Below are 15,750 nucleotides of genomic sequence, written 5' to 3'. Positions count from 1 at the left end.
ATATGGAGAGATTTGAGCCTGTACGTCACGTTTATGTCACGCCGTCATGAACAGGTGTGAATTGCTGGAGCCTATATTAACTTTGTTCGGATTGCATGCAAGATTTAGTCATGGTGAGTGGAAACGACTATTCCGAGTGATGTCAGTGGCGAAGAGCAGGCATCCGTGACGCCATATCTGGCGTTGTATCTAGTTCACGTTTAGTTCTGAAGACGTGCTGCCTCGCCTCCGCTTTTCCTAGTGAGCCGTGGTTTTCCTGAACTCGCCTCAGTAGTTGGCAAACGTGGAAACCTTCGTGCCTCCCTGGTGGAAGTAGATTGTGAGTGACCCGATGGACCCAGAGGGGTTGCCAATAAAGTCGCGCTTGCCGTTGCCCTGGAAGCACCATCCAAAACCAAAATATCTTTTGGTGCGGAGCGCAGTCAGGATAGCGGTGGTATCAACGCCGAGGCTCCAGCGCGAGCTGGGCTGACCAGATGTGGCCACAAATGCGATCGCTGGCTCATATTGCTGGCTGGAAGTATCTGGGTTCGATATGAATGGATATCCATACCCGCTCGGCGGCAGAGATTCAGTCCACGTAGGCGGCTGCGTCCTCCAGGGAGAGTACGTCGGATTCGTATCTGCTTCGTACAGGTATGTAGCGGTCTTGTTTACACTCTCCACCAAATAATCAGACGAGAGCCAATCGATCAGTCCAGGGATATTCGGCTGGGCGGAAGCGTAGGAACATGGCTGCGGAGTAAAGGGCGTGGCGCTGGCAGCCAAGGCTACAGAGATAATTACGGCATGGCCCGCACCTGTCTCCTGGTTGCCGACAGATTGCCTCATGGCAACGTTGTCCACCGTCACATTCGGCAAGGTTGATAAATAGTTCCACGGATGATGTGCGCCCGATTGATCAATCCAGTCGTCATCGCAATTGAAGAACACATAACTAGCAGAATCACCGTATCCGAAGTTGTTCCCTCGGGTTCGGATCTGCCCGGCCTGGACCGATTGCCATTCGGCAGGATTGTATGCCCACTCATTGAATGGGCAGGCAGCGGTAATGGACTGCTCTGGACCCGGAGAGCCTTCCAAGCCGCAATCGCACCCCGCCTGGACCGTAACAGGAGAATGAAAATAGGGGAAAATCGACAGCAAATACGTCGACACCTTCTCTGCCACACTCACGTGTAGATACGGCAGAACACCATTTGCTGGAGACGCCGGTGTGCCAATGTTGGCTGCATACGTATAGGAAGGTATACCGCCAGCACTATTGGGATTGATGGTGCCTCCCGAAGGAGGCACATTGCTGACCGTCCAGCTCACGCTGGCGCCCGATGAAGTGTTATATCCATTTGCCGATGCATAGGCACAGATCGCATTATTGGTCCCAGTCGAGCATGTGCCCGACAGCGAGACACTTTGGTTGGGAATCACATAGCCACCGGTGTTGCTCTTCACTGCTATAGGAAAGCCTGTAGGACTGGCCTGAAAATTTGTGATGGCCTGAGCCGTTCCCTGCGCTGCCGCCCAGGCTAGGTCCCCAGCGCCTGCTAAGCACGCGGACCTCGCCGCTGTCATCGCGCGGTACTTATGCACCCACAGATTCGACATATCCACGGCTGCTCCTAGGAACATGGCCCAGCCAAGAAGCATGGCCGTCATGATCGTCGGCGCCATCTGTCCGGTTTCCTCGTGAAGGAAGCGGGATAGAAAACAGACCACCCGGCGGGTAAATGTCAGAAAGTTCACGCACGGTCCCCTTTCAGGGGCAACGTTAGCCGATGGACAGGGTGGCAACAAAGATACAGTACAAGGATTTTTTCGGTGAGAAGTGACGGCAGTCGTTCCAGTGGTCGACATTCTGGATATCCGGAATACCGATAGCCTCACCTTCCGGATCGCAAATCTAAGGACCGGACAATACTTCGAGATCGGTTCCTAACCAGCCAATTTTGTAGTTACATTGTCGCATCTGGTTCAGTCGTTACTTTGGTTTGTTTACTGGATCCATACAAAACGGCTATGCTCCCCACAAAACACCAAAAAAAACGTATTAAAGCAGGACTAAGAAACATTTTCCCAATCCAGGTCTGCGAAGTATTTTCTTATTTTTTCTGCTTAAGGTTCCAGAGAAAGATGACGACAAATACGAATAGTTCTCCAGAGCGTCTGGTTGGTGGCGCAGTTCAAATGCTAGACTGGGAAGGCACTCCCTCCCTGTCGTTCCAGCCTCGCAGGCTAAATTATGCAGAAGATTCTCTACAGCCTCGTCCAATTTGCTCCAGACCCGTTGTCTACCGGCGGGAAGATCGTGGCAGCTGTGGTGCTTTTCCCAGCAGAAAGCGGGGATGGATCGCTGCGTGTGTTTCAGCGACCAGCTTGGGACAGCCAATACCATCCCAGCCCGCTACTGGACATGGCCCGCACAACTTTAGAGGAATGGGACCGTTGCGATCCCCGAGAGGCCACGATGTTGTTCGAAGACATCATGGACAGCTCTGTGGGACCGATCCAGACGGTCGAAACAGGTTCCTGCGACCGCGCAGAGCTGGAGACCTTGCTGAACCGCATTTGGACCGATTAAGTCCATTGCTGTGTCTTGAAGCGAACCATCTGTCTGACTAAGCGAACTCTGTCCGACTAAGCGAACGAGGAAATGATGGTTACAGCGACACAGGTGTTGCGCAAAATGCGGGGAGAAACCCAGAGCTTTTTATTGCTTTGCTCAGACGGTCACCCCTATATTGTCAAGTTTCAGAACAATCCGCAGCATCCGCGGGTGTTGGCCAATGAATGGTTTGGGGCATTGCTGATGAAGCATATAGGACTCCCAATTCCTGATTACGAACGAGTCCTCGTTTCCCAAGAATTTCTCGACGACCATCCGGAATTGAACTTCCACCTAGGACAACACTATGAGCCTTGCCAACCAGGTGTGCAGTTCGGATCCCGATTGTGTGGAGGATTGCTGCCCGGTACAGTCGTTGATTACCTGCCCGAACATCTGCTTCTGGCCGTGACCAATCTTTCCTCGTTTGCCGGAGCCTTGGCCTTTGATCGATGGACGGGAAACGCTGATGGACGACAAGCGGTGTTTGTCAAAGTCCGCAACCGTTATCAAGCGATTCACATCGACCAGGGGATGTGCTTTAACGGAGGCGAATGGCGCTTTAAAGATGCTCCGCTTCGCGGAGCCTATGCGCGAAATGTCGTGTACCGGCAGGTGACGGGATGGCACAGTTTTGAACCATGGCTCACGCGGATCGAAGAATGCTCCCTTGAGACACTTCTGAACTTCGCCTTTTCCATTCCGCCGGAGTGGTTCGGTAACGACATACCAGCCCTTGAGCGCTTAGTGCATGATCTCGATCTCCGCCGCAGTCGCGTCAGAGACCTGATCCTGGAATTTCGTTACTCTTCACGACAGCCATTTCCAAACTGGCCGTAATATGGATTGCCCTTTCTCATGCATTGCCGAGGCCATATTCCTTGATTTTGCGGTAGAGGGTGGTTTTGCCAATGCCAAGCAGCCTGGCCGCGGCCAGCTTATCGCCCTGCAATGCCTGCAAAGCACTCAGGATGGCCTGTTTTTCCAGTTCCACCAGAGGGGTCACCGAGGGAGAGAGCAGCGAAGTATCCGATGGAGCGGCCTCTGTAGTCAGGGGACGCGGACGTGTGTTTGCATAGAATTCAATGAGCGCCGTCGGGGCATCGCCCAGCTGAAGCAGGTTGCCGGAGCAATACGCGCAGGAACGGTCAATCAGATGTTCCAGTTCACGGACATTTCCCGGCCAATCGTATTCCATCAACACGCGCATCATCTCATCACTCACACGGAAGGTCTTGCCGTACTCACGGTTTTTGCGCTCCAGAAAGTGGGCAATGAGCAGGGGAATGTCCTCGCGCCGCTGCCGCAGAGGCGGCAGCCGCAGATTGACCACATTCAGGCGATAAAAAAGGTCTTTGCGAAAGCGTCCCTGTTCCACCATTTCCGGAAGGTTTCGGTTGGTAGCAGCCAGAATGCGGACGTGAATGGGGACGCGGTGCGTGGCCCCTACCGGTCGCACCTCTTTTTCCTGCAGGGCGCGCAGAAGTTTTGCCTGAAGGTCCAGTGGCATTTCACCAATCTCATCGAGAAAGACCGTGCCCCCGGCAGCAGAAACCAGCAGACCGTCCCGCGAGCGGTTTGCCCCGGTAAATGCTCCCTTTACATGCCCAAAAAGCTCATTTTCGATCAGCGTGGGTACAATCGAGCTGCAGTCCACCGGGACGAATGGTTTTCCGGCATTCGGGCCGTGATTGTGAATGGCCCGCGCCACCAGCTCCTTGCCCGTGCCGCTCTCTCCCATAATGAGGACCGGGTGCGTCGTCAGCGCCACTTTGGAGAGGATGCGGTAGATCCTGTCCATTTCCGCACTGCGGCCTATGATGTTGCTCAGACCCTGCTGCGTGCGTAGCTTTTCTCGCAGACGCCGACTGGCAATGTCCAGCGCACGTTTCTCTGCAGCACGGTCCAGGACCGCCAGCAGCTCATCCATGGTAAAGGGCTTGGTAAGGTAATCAGAAGCACCCAGACGCATGGCTTCTACCGCAGAGGGGACCGTGGCATAAGCGGTCATGACGACGATGGCCGTTTCCGGGTGCAGGTCCCGCACCTGCTTCAGGAGTTCCAGTCCAGGAATGTCCGTGCCCTTCAGACCAAGAAGCACCACATCCATACTGTTTCCTCTGAGAAGAGCAAGCGCAGAGGCTGTGTCCTGGGCGCTGTAGGTGGCCCATCCTTTGGATGAAACAATTTCACAGCAGGCTGAACGCACCGCTGCATCTTCATCCACAATCAGAACAGACATCAAGATACAGATTTCTTCAGACATAGTGGAAAAGGGGGTTGTGGTTAGCATTCTAGGGAATGCCGCTTCCTACAAGCAGCAATTTGCGGTTTTCGCTTAAACCCTCCACACTTCGGTAACTAGACATGCGGCTATGACTCGACAAAAATTAGCCTATTAGCCCAACTCACGTGATAAGGTAGGACATTTCCCTTGAAAACAAATGTCATACTCGCAGATAATCAATCTCTTTTTTGTGCTGGGATGGAACACATCCTTGCGCACGAGGACAATATTCAAGTCATTGCGAAATGTGATAACCAGGTTCGCTTGCATCAGTTGCTAAATTATTTCCGCCACTCTATTCTCCTTTGTTCTTCAGCATTCGATTGGCAGGCCCTAATTCCTCACATGCAAACTATGGGATGTCGTTCTATCGTCCTTCTTGAAAGCGGAGAATCACCCCGCTCTTGGCTGGAACTCGGAGTGAATGGCATTTTTTATCGTCAATCGAGTTCTCTCGCACTCATTGACTGTGTGCAAAAGGTTTTGAAAAACGACAGGTATCTGCAGATGCCGGCTGATATTTTGGCGTCTCTTTATCGGCAAGCAATCAGCAGCCAAATCTTCAGTATGCTTTCTCGCAAAGAAAGGCTGATTGTTGCCTATGTGCTGCAGAACTGGAAAACCAGCGATATTGCCGCGAAGATGCAGACCACTGAACAGACAGTTAAGAATCATCTGCGCAGCGTTTATCGTAAGACAGGAACATTTGATCGATTGAGTTTGGCGCTTTTTGCTGCGCAAAATCAATTGTTTCCTTCAAATCTGCTATCAGATACGGCTTAATCTTGCCTCCGGCAGTGGCGAAGCGAAGGCCGAGAGCAGGACATTCAAATGTCAGATCTTCTGGAGTTCAAAGACACGGGCAAACGGATGCTGGCTGATTCCCTCAATGCAAGAGATAAAATGGCGGAGCTTCGCGATGGAAACGCTCCTGGAAGGTGGGATTCAATGTAAGGGCATTTCGCTTGCTGATTGTGCTTGACCTGCCGCTGATGAGAGAAATCAGGCTGGAGCGGGGTCATCGGGAGTTCCCCCTCGGTAGCTGAGATAATCGTAGTCCCACCGCAGCGTGGCGCGGACATCTGCCAAGCTGAAGTCCGCTTCGGAGACCAACGCATAATCGACGACCTCGATTCCATCAATATTGTCGAATTCCCGTCGGATCGCCTCAGTCAGTTCCAACGCCCTGGTTTCCAATTCTCGCTGTTCGAAGATTTCCTCTCGCGCCGTGAGCCGCATGATTACTTGATACGGTTCCTCCGCAGGAATCTCTTCTGCCGGATCAACCCGCAGAAAGATTCCGGTGATCAGGGTTCCCCCACGTTTCAGGGCTGTTTCAATTCTCATCATCGACCTCTTAGCGGTGGCTAAACGTTCATTGAAGCCATCCGGGAATGCACTACGGAGATACCGATTTGCGGTCCATCGGATGATGGTTCGAATCAGGTCCTCTTCAAGATTCAAATCCCGAGGCACATGACCCAGGAGGCATTCGCGCGGGGCATAGCTCCGCTCGTGCATTTTGATCTCGTATGTTTGATTGGCAACCGTGAATTGCAGCCGACGTGGATTTTTAGCGTGGAACAGATTGCCGTCCGCTTCACCCACTATTCGAGCGATATGAAGCTCAATATCCGGCTCAGCATCATAATCGTGGTGCAGGATGTCACAGTCCTGCGTAAGAAGGATGTAGAGTGCCTCGGGATCAACAACCCGCAAATGAGCGGCAAGTGCTTCGTGGGGAACGATGCTGCCTTGCCGCCAACGACGATCCGGAATTTGCGGGTTTGTGGCCAGTTACCTTGCTCCTCACTTTACTCAGAACTTGGTGATTTGATCAAAACGCTCATCTTCTTGGGCAGAGGAAAGCGGCTTGAACCCGCGCTGCTTGGCAACTTCACGAACACTGCGTACACGTTTGGATTTAGCCATCCGCTCAGACTGTTCGCGCATCAGTTCCAAAGCTCGGTTGATCGCTGCCATTTCAAGTGTCTCGCGAACAAGGTAATCCATGAGATTGACATCCCCCTCAATGGGCTCACGCAACAGCTTGCCAAGAGGCTGCTTCGACATTTCATGCCAGGTACGCGCGACCTGATAGAGTTTTCTGATTCTTCCCTTGTTCTCCTGTTTCGGATCCCACTTGCCGTCTAGCCAGGCATAGACCGTCGGGCGCTCGACCAGCAGTATTCTCGATAGGTCGGTCGTGTTTAGTGACAGGTAATGACGTACAAAAGCAAGCTGCCTACCGATATCTAGCGGCGCAGCAACGCCAGATCCCGTCGCTGGACCTATCAGCGGAGGATTCCGTACTACGATGTATGCCCCACTCGCGGAGAATAAGTTCTGCATCGTTCCCGCCCAGAGAGGCTCGCCGCCGGTACCGTAGTAGGTCGTTTGGACGAGACTCTCAAGAGCCCGATCATAGAACGCAAAGAGCCCTGGCTCTGTTTCGTGCCTCCCAGTGACATCAGTGATATCTATGAAATTGATTGCGGGTACACTTCTCTGAACATCACAAAGAACTGACGCAGGAAGATGCGGAAATGAACGCTTCGCAGAAATTGGCTCAGATTTTAATGCCTGCAACATTCTCTCTTCCCCATTTCTTGAGTGCCGCTGCAGTTACCGAATCTCTGAAAATGATATCGAGGCCGTCATGAAGATTCTCAAGAGTTTCAAGGATTTCCTCAATCACGAAATCGCTCTTATAGTCAGCTGCATGATCAAAATCGAGCAGTGAAGCTCGACCTGGTAAGGGATCGGGGCGATAACTATAGTTCAACGAAAGGCCTGCCAGATCTGGAGGTAGCATGTTCCTAATCTGCGGCGGGTAGTGCCGTGCGACCAGCCGCCCATAGGGAGTTTTTCCCTCGAAGTGAAAATTAAATGATCCCTCTGATACACCTATTTCGGCTTGGTTATAGCCCAAAAGACGCGGCGCCAGATAATCCTTCAGTTCTTCTCCGGTCTCCAGCTCGATCAAATCCACATACCGTAAGCCGATCCGCTCATGCAACTGAAGGTCAGCGGCACCGTGGATGGTCTCTAGGGCAAGCCCAATGATCGAGTGAAAATTATCGAAAGTCGTATAGCGGTTGGTATGAACGGCAATCGATTTTGGAGTCAGAACGATCGCCGTCCGTCCCTCCTTGTCTTGGAATTCATATCGCGACAACGGGCTAATGACCGGTCGAGCGCCAATAGCCTCAAAGACAAGTTCCGGTACCTGCGCGTTCGCGTAACCTGGAAATCCATTCTTGCGCAGTTTTTCTTGGATCTCTGGGACATAGCGCTCTATCGCAACGACAGCAGAAATATTCACCTGCGCGACCACGTAGATCAGGGGTGATCCGGGAAGTCTCAGTGGTGGATGGGTTCTTTTCATCTCAAGCAACTTTACACACGACTTTACAGATTTTCAATATAATAGACGCATGCGGCCCGGAAAGGATGCTTCCGAGACCCAAATTGGGGCCTGAATGCACCCGGGAGGCCGAAGTGGATGCAAAGTGGCACCTTCCACCTGATCCCTTGGCAAAAACATTAAGGATATGTCGTGCAACTCTCTCAGGAGACATCCCGCGCAGCAGATTACTTCCGCAATATCTCTGAAAGCGGCAAGACGCTGAAACTGTCCGATCCGCAACCGGCTCAGTAATGGCAATTCCTACGCCTTCATCGTCACCGCGTATGGAAAAGAGTCAGACTTTTGTCTCACACGTGAGCAACTCGACGATGTCCCAGGTACCAGAGAATATCGAGACGCAGCCAATGACCTCGCGCGCAATTTTCGAGTTTCGGTCCAAGAACTGCAATCCAAACCTTTTCGGCAACTTATCGGGTGATCGACGGTTCGACCTCTTCGACTGAGTAAGGGAACAAATGCGGGGTTACAGATTTCTCATAGACGACGACAGCCAGGCCGCTTCGTCCTATTTCCGAGAGAAGCGCGTAGTTACATTTGCTCAGGCGAAGTTGAGCCAGTCTACACGCGATTCTTCCGTTGTTGTTAGCGCTCACCAGTCGGGATACATTATTGTCACCGCAAACGGTCCCAATTTTGAAAGGGAAATCAGGCGATATCTTCAGAAGTCACAGCGCAAGTCTTGCTATGACCTATTCGGGCTTGTCGTCATCCCTAACCACGCTGCAATCCATGCCCGCGTTCTTCCCAGATTGGCCGAGAAACTTCGGTACCAGGGCAAGCGAATCTCATGGGAGGACGTTTGGCAGGAGAACTACTTTGGTGAGCGTCCATATAGGTTCGGGAACTGGGCAGATGTTTCTATTGCAGAAAGCTCTTGAATGTTGGAGATGCAACCCAAGAAGTCACCGTTCGGTCCAGCCGACCTGCTGGTTCCCAATAGCGCATATATACTTCACGCTACGGTCTGCACAAACTGCAGGTTGCTTCCAGAGATCTCCGACATCCATCCTCACTCGCCCCCACTTTAGCCCCACAGTAACGATTTCTCAGGGCTCTTTTGCGGGACTTACAGCGCCAACCGCTCCCGCTAAGTCCTTGGAAATTCCGTAAATAATTTATTTTGGGAGCAGAGGGTCGGGGGTTCGAATCCCTCCGCCCCGACCATTGAGATCCTGCTATTGATTCAAGCGAGGCGGCCTATCTCGGCCGACACACCCGCCTAGTTCAGTTTCGTCGGATGGATTGGATCTGCGGATGCTGCTGGCATGGCAAGAGGGCATAAACGACCTGCGGGCAAGGTCTTCGACGGAATCTCCGATGTACCACGGCTTCAATCGCCACGATCCGTGGTCGGCCGTTCGCCTCTCTTGGGTGGTCGAGCAAGGGCCACAGGGAAGAAAATCTGATCACTCGCGCCTCAGGCGCGCATAATTGGCCTGGCGCTCGATCTCTACAGCCATGGCCCCTACGAATGAGTACGGCCTCATCGAATGCCCGCGGTACAGCGGCAATCAGCTTGCTCGAATAAAGCCGACGCTTGGACTTTGAAAATTAATGAGATTGGGCAGCAAGGAAGCAATACTGCTTGCTGGCACGCCAAACCAGGTCGCGAGCTCGGCCAAGACCTGCGTAAGAGATGTAGTGGGTAGCAAGCGTCCAACGGTATCAACATCGTCTGGGCCGCCCAACTCCAGTGTTGGGAAAGTGCCGTATACAGATCCGCCTTGCACTGGCCCACCCATCACGATCTGGTGGCCTCCCCAGGCATGATCGCTGCCTCCAGAAGAATTCGCCATCAGCGTCCGGTTGAAGTCCGACAAGGTCAGCAACACTACGTTATTCCAGATTCCGAGCTCTTCAGCGGCCTGCTTCCAAGAGGAGAGTCCACTGCTCAGGTTCTTTAACAGCTGCGCGTGATAATCCAATTGTGTCGCGTGAGTGTCGAAGCTCCCAAGCCCTACGAAGAACACTTGGCGCGGAGCACCAACCTTATCTCTTACCTGGATCAGTTGCGCCACTTGCTGTAGAGCTGAGCCAACGCCTGGTGAGAATTGAGTCTGCAGAGGCGACACACCCGAAAGGACTTGAGCATATGCTTGGTTCTCTTGATTAATGGTGTTTATAATGCTTGCGTCTTGTTGCACAAGCACAACACTGTTTTCACATGCCGCGATCTTCGCAGCAGCCTCTTGCACGGCAGCGCATGCGGCGCCTTCCTGGCATGCACTCGCTCCTGGATTACTGGGCGCGATAAATCCTGTGGACTGCGGCCCGTTAATAAAGACAGTGCCACCCGCATATGATATGGCCTGGGGGAGCACCCCCCCTTTACAGTTTGTTGGCAACGCATCGATGAAACTTCCTCCCCACCCATTGCCGGCCCCGGATACAAAGGCGCCTGTCTGCATGAGGGACTGCTGATCCGGATGAGAAAAGAGATTCTGGGGTAAGGGTACCGAGCCAGCGAGGTACTGATTCTTCGATAATGGGGTAACCAGCGGGCCCATGTTAACGACGAAGGCCAAGTCCTTTTGAGCAAACATCGTTTGCACTTCAGGCATACTGGGATGGATTGCATATGGTAAGCCCTGCAAGGGAAGTAACTGCGATTGCCCTAAGGCCAGGGAACCGCGGCTCTTTGAATACAGGGCGTAGTTTGTTGCATCAAAGGGTACCAGCATATTGCCAGAGTCGTTGCCGCCATACAGAAACAGGCACACAATGGCTTTGTAGTCGTTACCCGATATAGTTTGTGCAGGCGCATGGGCCAGCGCAGCCAATTGCGAGAAGGCTGCTGCGCCGCTCAGAAATCCCAGGTGCTTTATAAACTCTCTCCGTGATTGATTCATAAGCTCCCCCTTATTGAATGACCCGAAATTGTGGAGATGTTGCCGCCAGATATACAGCAACACGAACCATTTGGTCCGGAGGAAGCCCTTGCAAGGCACCCTCGAACGCAGTCCGCATCGCCGAAGTCATCTGACCGTGATAGAACAGCACGCTGATGGCATCCAGTAGGGCATCGGGCCCTTGCGATGCAAGTGTGCCAAGAGTACCGCTGGCCGAAGTGTCAAAATATATCGTGGCTCCATCGGATTGAGGGCTCATGCGGTTCGTAAGAATATATGCGTCGAGAATCTGCGCCTCATTGAACAGAGTGGCTGGTAGTTCCAACTCAAATTCCGGTGCTGGGATGTTGGCTCCAGAGATTCGATACTGTGGCGAATAGTAACCAAAAACGCTAGGAGCATCATTGGGCTGTTCACCGAACAGATACAAATAGTAGTCGAGGTAGTTGACCGCGCTAATATCATTGGGCGGGCCCAGTAACGATGGATTGAGTGCTCTCGTGACTGCCATGAACCAAAGAATTGGGTCTCTGAGATGGCCGGCATCCGTCCTTTCTGCACTGGGGTCATCCCCAGCACGCGCCTCTGGGTCGAGCAGAATCGCCTGAAGGACGGCTTTCATGTCACCACGCACGCCTGAGCCGTTGTCTTTAAATACATTGACAATCCGCTGCACATAGTCCGGACTGGGGTCACTCTTTACCAGATTCTGGATCAACTGCTTAACAATGAAAGGGGGCAGGTCTGGGTCCTGAAAGATGGCATCCAGAGTTTGTGAAATGTCAGCCTGAGTGTTCTGCCCTGCAGGTAGAACCACACCGTTAATGATGTGCTTTTCGGTGTGATCGTGATATGAATCCAGGATGGCCATCGGACAATTCGCACCGAACACAGTGTTGTCATTCGGTGGCAAATAAATCGGAGCCGATGGAGTTGAACAATCTTCGTTAGCAAACGTAAGACCGGTAAAGACCTTAGCCATGGCTGTGATCTGCGCCTGAGTGTATATGGGAATCGGATTTCCAGATCCATCCACCTGCAAACTTCCATCTTCATTGAGGCGTGAGGTCCCAGTAGAAAATACCTGCAGTAATTCGCGCGCATAATTCTCATTCGGGCGGTCGGTGGGGCTCTGGACCATGTTGTTGACCGAATTCAGAAAGATCCCCATCGCAGGAGACATTGTGACGTCCTGCATGATCTGCCGCCAATTGCTAAATGCATCCTCGCTCAGAAGATTGAGAAAATGAGGAAAATAAAACGATGGCACGCTCGTTAGAGATACGGTCCAAATCTTGGATAATGCAAAGACGACCCGTTGGCGCAGCTGATCCGGGGCAAAGATCATATTTTGTATGAAATAGTCATCGGATGCGCAGTCGGGTATATTTTGGCAGCTTGGGTACATGTGGGCATACTGATCGTAGGTATTCGGCATTTCAGTAACCAATGAGGGCTGCATGGCAAACTGCTCTTGCAGGTACCCATTAATGCCCACGCTTTGTACATGGGAGACAGCCGCGAGAGTTGGCCCAAAGCTCGCCTGATCCAGAAGTCGCGTCGCAGCGGTGATCGTTGCTGCTGGTTGCGGGATTGCGAGCGTAGCCACGTTTGACGAAGCTGATCCGGGATCAGGATTCGTCACCTGGACGGGAATGCTATTCATTTGAAGACTCAATGTCGATATTCGAGCGACCATTGAAGTAGAGGTAATAGAGCTTGGCGTCACCGCTGTCTGGCCGATGAGCAACGTGGATCCGGGGACAAAGCCGGATCCTTTCACTGTGATCGATGATGCTAACTCGCCCACATCCACGGACACCGTGCTGATAGATGGTATTGGGTTAATCACCGATACGCTGACCGACGCCGCAATGCTCGGATTGCTGGCGAGGTAGGCAGATATCGTGGCTACTCCGACTGACCCCGTAACTGGAGGTGCTGTGTAAAGACCCGCAGAAGAAATTGTTCCGCCACCCGTCACTGTCCACACCACAGACGGGCTTGAAGCACCTGTATCGGTGATTGCATACTGTGCTGTTCCGCCAAGGCGTACCTGTGCCGGGCCAGTAATCGACAGTGTTGGGGCTCCTGTCCCGCCTTTGCTTCCGCATCCGATACAATATCCAGCAAAAATTAAAGGCAAGAGAGCTCTTCCTATACACGAATACACACGTATAGCCATAGGCAAAATCCTTTAAGGCTCACATTTCTGACTTATGGTTGGTTCATCGTCGATCAAGAACCGTGAAATCAGGGCGCACCAACTTGCGCCATCGGCAAGCAATGAGGGCTGGGTCGTCCGAAGTGCTGGTTCAATCGGTAGACGAATGCGTCGGCTGGAAACCAGCAAATGGGCTCGCGTGAGTTTTCGGCAAGGCAGTAATAACAGCAAGAAGAAATGTGCATGATGTTCCTTTAGTGTCGAGCTGACATCTTCTGCTCACAGGAATGTGCAGGCTTCTTGCCAAACTGCGACCTTTCCGTAAACGGTTCAAACAAAACGACTTGTTCGGAAAAGGGAATTGGCGGTGAAGAGGGCTCATTCCCAAAATGGGAAGCTGAATCAAGCCCTGCCTTTTAAGTGATTGATATTGTTATGCGGTCCATACTTCCCAGAATGGGACATCAGAAATACGCGTCCCATTTCAGGACATCCCGCCGGCGGGCTGGAAACCGCTCTGCCAATTCAACTCATGGGACATTTGATCAGGTCCATTTTCATCGGATCGCGCCGGCGATTTCCAGATTGCATCGCGGAAGGCACATACCAGCGCGCTTGACATCCTCCCCGGCCTGAAGGCCGGAGATTCCTACAGCGCTCAGGCGCGGCATCGAGCCGCCCCTGAGTCGCTTCGGTGGGTTCCTGCTGCTGGCGACCCTACTGCATCGCTCACTTCACAAGCGATCCGGGCTGTGCTTTCGCACCCGACGCAAGCGTGCGCCATGTCCTGCCCTTCGTCTCGCAATTTTTTCATCCCGCGAGAGAGGATGTTGATTGCGGCGACGACATCGGCGTTTTCCTCGAAACCACATTCTACGCACTCAAACCGGGCTTGTGTCTGGCGGTTGTCCGTCGAGACATGGCCGCAGCACGGGCAGGTACGGCTCGTGTTCTGCGGCGGTAGAACAATGAGCCAGCCGCCACGCCACGCCAGCTTGTAATCCAGTTGGCGGCGAAACTCAAACCAGCCCTGATCGAGGATGGATTTGTTCAGGCCAGACTTGGCCCGAACATTCCTGCCCGGTTTTTCGGCCGCGCCTGCCGCCGACTTAGACATATTCCTGACCCGCAAATCCTCGATACACACCATCGCGTGGTTTTTGCTGATCGTGGTTGAGGTCTTATGGAGGAAGTCGCGGCGGGCGTTGGCGATGCGGACATGAATCTTCTGGACGCGGGCTTTCGCCTTTTTCCAGTTGTTGCTGAATTTCACCTTGCGACTCATCGCCTGCTGCTCCTTGCGCAAGGCTGTTTCGTGCCGCTTGAAGCTGTTGAGCGGGGCAACGAACGTGCCGTCCGAGAGAGTGGCGAATCGGGCAATGCCCATGTCGATACCGACCGCGCCACCCTGCGGCACGGGCTGCTCGACCTCGCGCGCGGTCTGGATGCTCACGAACCATTTGCCGCACCGATGGCTCACGGTGACGTTTTTCACCCTGCCCAGCGCCTCCCGGCTGTTGCGGTAGCGCAGCCAGCCGAGCTTGGGCAGCAAGATGCGGTTGTTGTGCTGCTCCAGTTTGATCTGTTTCGGGTCGGGGTAGCGGAAGCCGTCCGACTGGCCTTTCTTCTTGAAGCGCGGGAAGCCGGCCCGCTTGGCGAAGAAGTTGGAATACGCGCGCTCCAAGTCCTTGAGCGTTTGTTGCAGCGGGTGGATGGGCGCATCAGCCAGCCACGCTGTGTCCGGGCTGTTGCGCCATTCGGTGAGCAGCTTGCACAGGCCCGCATAACCGAGCTTCTTCTCACCTTGCTCGTAGCGTTCTTTCTGCAACGCCAGCGCCTTGTTGAACACGAACCGGCACGATCCGGCGAAGCGGCGCATTTGGCGCTGCTGTTCGCCGGTTGGCATCAGTTCGTATTGGAAGGCTTGGAGTCGCTGCATAACGATATGCGGCATGGCAGGCATTGCGTTTTCAAGATGCACGTTCACTTGGTCTTTGTATCGAAGTATCGTCGCGACGTGTTCGATGGCGACGCCATCAACCGGCTGCGCACGATGTTCGCCAAAGTCTGCGCCGACTTCGAGGCGCAACTGATCGAGATGGACGGCGAGGACGATCATGTGCATCTGCTGGTCGAGTACCCGCCCAAGGTTGCCGTCTCCAATCTCGTGAACAGCCTCAAGGGCGTTTCCAGCCGCCTGCTGCGCAAGGAGCGGCCCGACATCCAGAAACGCTACTGGCGTGGCGTTCTCTGGTCGCCGTCTTACTTCGCCTCATCTTGCGGCGGAGCGCCAATCTCCATCGTGCGGCAGTACATCGAACAACAGCAGACACCCCACTAAAACCCAAGGACGGCTACGCCGTCCGCGCTATCCTTCCCCGCCCTGAACGGCGGGGCTTGCCGCGCACCGGATCAGAA

Annotated in this window: 12 protein-coding genes; 4 read left to right on the top strand and 8 right to left on the bottom strand. The window is 53.4% G+C overall.

Annotated elements, in window-relative coordinates:
- Positions 1 to 267: 267 nt before the first annotated feature.
- Positions 268 to 1,671: a Tad domain-containing protein gene (locus N655_RS0101245; RefSeq protein ID WP_155987453.1), complete on the bottom strand. Its 1,404-nt coding sequence runs from the start codon at positions 1,669 to 1,671 to the stop codon at positions 268 to 270.
- A gap of 568 nt (positions 1,672 to 2,239) precedes the next feature.
- On the opposite strand from N655_RS0101245, the gene N655_RS0101240 reads away from it, so the two are divergent.
- Entirely contained in the window at positions 2,240 to 2,578 is a 339-nt protein-coding gene (locus tag N655_RS0101240) for a hypothetical protein (RefSeq protein WP_026441532.1), read from the top strand.
- Between the two features lie 72 nt (positions 2,579 to 2,650).
- Positions 2,651 to 3,442: a HipA family kinase gene (locus tag N655_RS0101235; RefSeq protein ID WP_026441531.1), complete on the top strand. Its 792-nt coding sequence runs from the start codon at positions 2,651 to 2,653 to the stop codon at positions 3,440 to 3,442.
- A gap of 16 nt (positions 3,443 to 3,458) precedes the next feature.
- Here the strand turns inward: N655_RS0101235 and N655_RS0101230 are convergent, their stop codons facing one another.
- Positions 3,459 to 4,844, bottom strand: a complete 1,386-nt coding sequence (locus tag N655_RS0101230; RefSeq protein WP_238324425.1) for a sigma-54-dependent transcriptional regulator — start codon at positions 4,842 to 4,844, stop codon at positions 3,459 to 3,461.
- Between the two features lie 192 nt (positions 4,845 to 5,036).
- On the opposite strand from N655_RS0101230, the gene N655_RS20155 reads away from it, so the two are divergent.
- Positions 5,037 to 5,672, top strand: coding sequence for a response regulator transcription factor (locus tag N655_RS20155; protein WP_155987452.1), 636 nt, complete (start codon positions 5,037 to 5,039; stop codon positions 5,670 to 5,672).
- A 219-nt stretch (positions 5,673 to 5,891) separates the two neighbouring features.
- Here the strand turns inward: N655_RS20155 and N655_RS0101215 are convergent, their stop codons facing one another.
- The 6 genes from N655_RS0101215 to N655_RS0101180 form a co-directional block, all read right to left on the bottom strand.
- Positions 5,892 to 6,608, bottom strand: a complete 717-nt coding sequence (locus N655_RS0101215) for a hypothetical protein (protein WP_026441528.1) — start codon at positions 6,606 to 6,608, stop codon at positions 5,892 to 5,894.
- Positions 6,609 to 6,707: 99 nt separating this feature from the next.
- Positions 6,708 to 7,481 carry a hypothetical protein gene (locus N655_RS0101210; RefSeq protein WP_026441527.1) on the bottom strand — a complete coding sequence of 258 codons (774 nt, stop codon included), beginning with the start codon at positions 7,479 to 7,481 and terminating at the stop codon, positions 6,708 to 6,710.
- Positions 7,459 to 8,277 carry a TIGR04255 family protein gene (locus tag N655_RS0101205; protein WP_026441526.1) on the bottom strand — a complete coding sequence of 273 codons (819 nt, stop codon included), beginning with the start codon at positions 8,275 to 8,277 and terminating at the stop codon, positions 7,459 to 7,461. Before N655_RS0101205 ends, N655_RS0101210 begins: the two co-directional genes overlap by 23 nt.
- Positions 8,278 to 9,830: 1,553 nt before the next feature.
- Positions 9,831 to 11,168, bottom strand: a complete 1,338-nt coding sequence (locus N655_RS0101195) for a DUF1501 domain-containing protein (protein WP_026441524.1) — start codon at positions 11,166 to 11,168, stop codon at positions 9,831 to 9,833.
- A gap of 10 nt (positions 11,169 to 11,178) precedes the next feature.
- Positions 11,179 to 13,314 (bottom strand): DUF1800 family protein, encoded by a 2,136-nt coding sequence (locus N655_RS0101190; protein WP_162173463.1) that lies wholly within the window; start codon positions 13,312 to 13,314, stop codon positions 11,179 to 11,181.
- Positions 13,315 to 13,990: 676 nt separating this feature from the next.
- Positions 13,991 to 15,319, bottom strand: a complete 1,329-nt coding sequence (locus N655_RS0101180) for an RNA-guided endonuclease InsQ/TnpB family protein (RefSeq protein ID WP_238324423.1) — start codon at positions 15,317 to 15,319, stop codon at positions 13,991 to 13,993.
- Here N655_RS0101180 and tnpA point away from each other — a divergent pair.
- Entirely contained in the window at positions 15,278 to 15,673 is a 396-nt protein-coding gene (gene tnpA / locus N655_RS0101175) for an IS200/IS605 family transposase (protein WP_026441521.1), read from the top strand. The genes N655_RS0101180 and tnpA overlap by 42 nt on opposite strands.
- The last annotated feature ends 77 nt before the right edge of the window (positions 15,674 to 15,750 follow it).

The organism is Pseudacidobacterium ailaaui (assembly GCF_000688455.1).
GTDB classification, from domain to species: domain Bacteria; phylum Acidobacteriota; class Terriglobia; order Terriglobales; family Acidobacteriaceae; genus Pseudacidobacterium; species Pseudacidobacterium ailaaui.
The sequence above is the reverse complement of the archived record's forward strand: the minus strand, read 5'-3'. Positions and strand labels throughout refer to the sequence as shown.

Excerpts from the sequence above, each read along its gene's own strand:
- tnpA (WP_026441521.1), top strand. The coding sequence starts at position 15,278 with ATGCGGCATGGCAGGCATTGCGTTTTCAAGATGCACGTTCACTTGGTC.
- N655_RS0101210 (WP_026441527.1), bottom strand. The coding sequence starts at position 7,481 with ATGTTGCAGGCATTAAAATCTGAGCCAATTTCTGCGAAGCGTTCATTT.
- N655_RS0101195 (WP_026441524.1), bottom strand. The coding sequence starts at position 11,168 with ATGAATCAATCACGGAGAGAGTTTATAAAGCACCTGGGATTTCTGAGC.
- N655_RS0101235 (WP_026441531.1), top strand. The coding sequence starts at position 2,651 with ATGATGGTTACAGCGACACAGGTGTTGCGCAAAATGCGGGGAGAAACC.
- N655_RS0101205 (WP_026441526.1), bottom strand. The coding sequence starts at position 8,277 with ATGAAAAGAACCCATCCACCACTGAGACTTCCCGGATCACCCCTGATC.
- N655_RS0101245 (WP_155987453.1), bottom strand. The coding sequence starts at position 1,671 with ATGGCGCCGACGATCATGACGGCCATGCTTCTTGGCTGGGCCATGTTC.
- N655_RS0101230 (WP_238324425.1), bottom strand. The coding sequence starts at position 4,844 with ATGTCTGTTCTGATTGTGGATGAAGATGCAGCGGTGCGTTCAGCCTGC.
- N655_RS0101240 (WP_026441532.1), top strand. The coding sequence starts at position 2,240 with ATGCAGAAGATTCTCTACAGCCTCGTCCAATTTGCTCCAGACCCGTTG.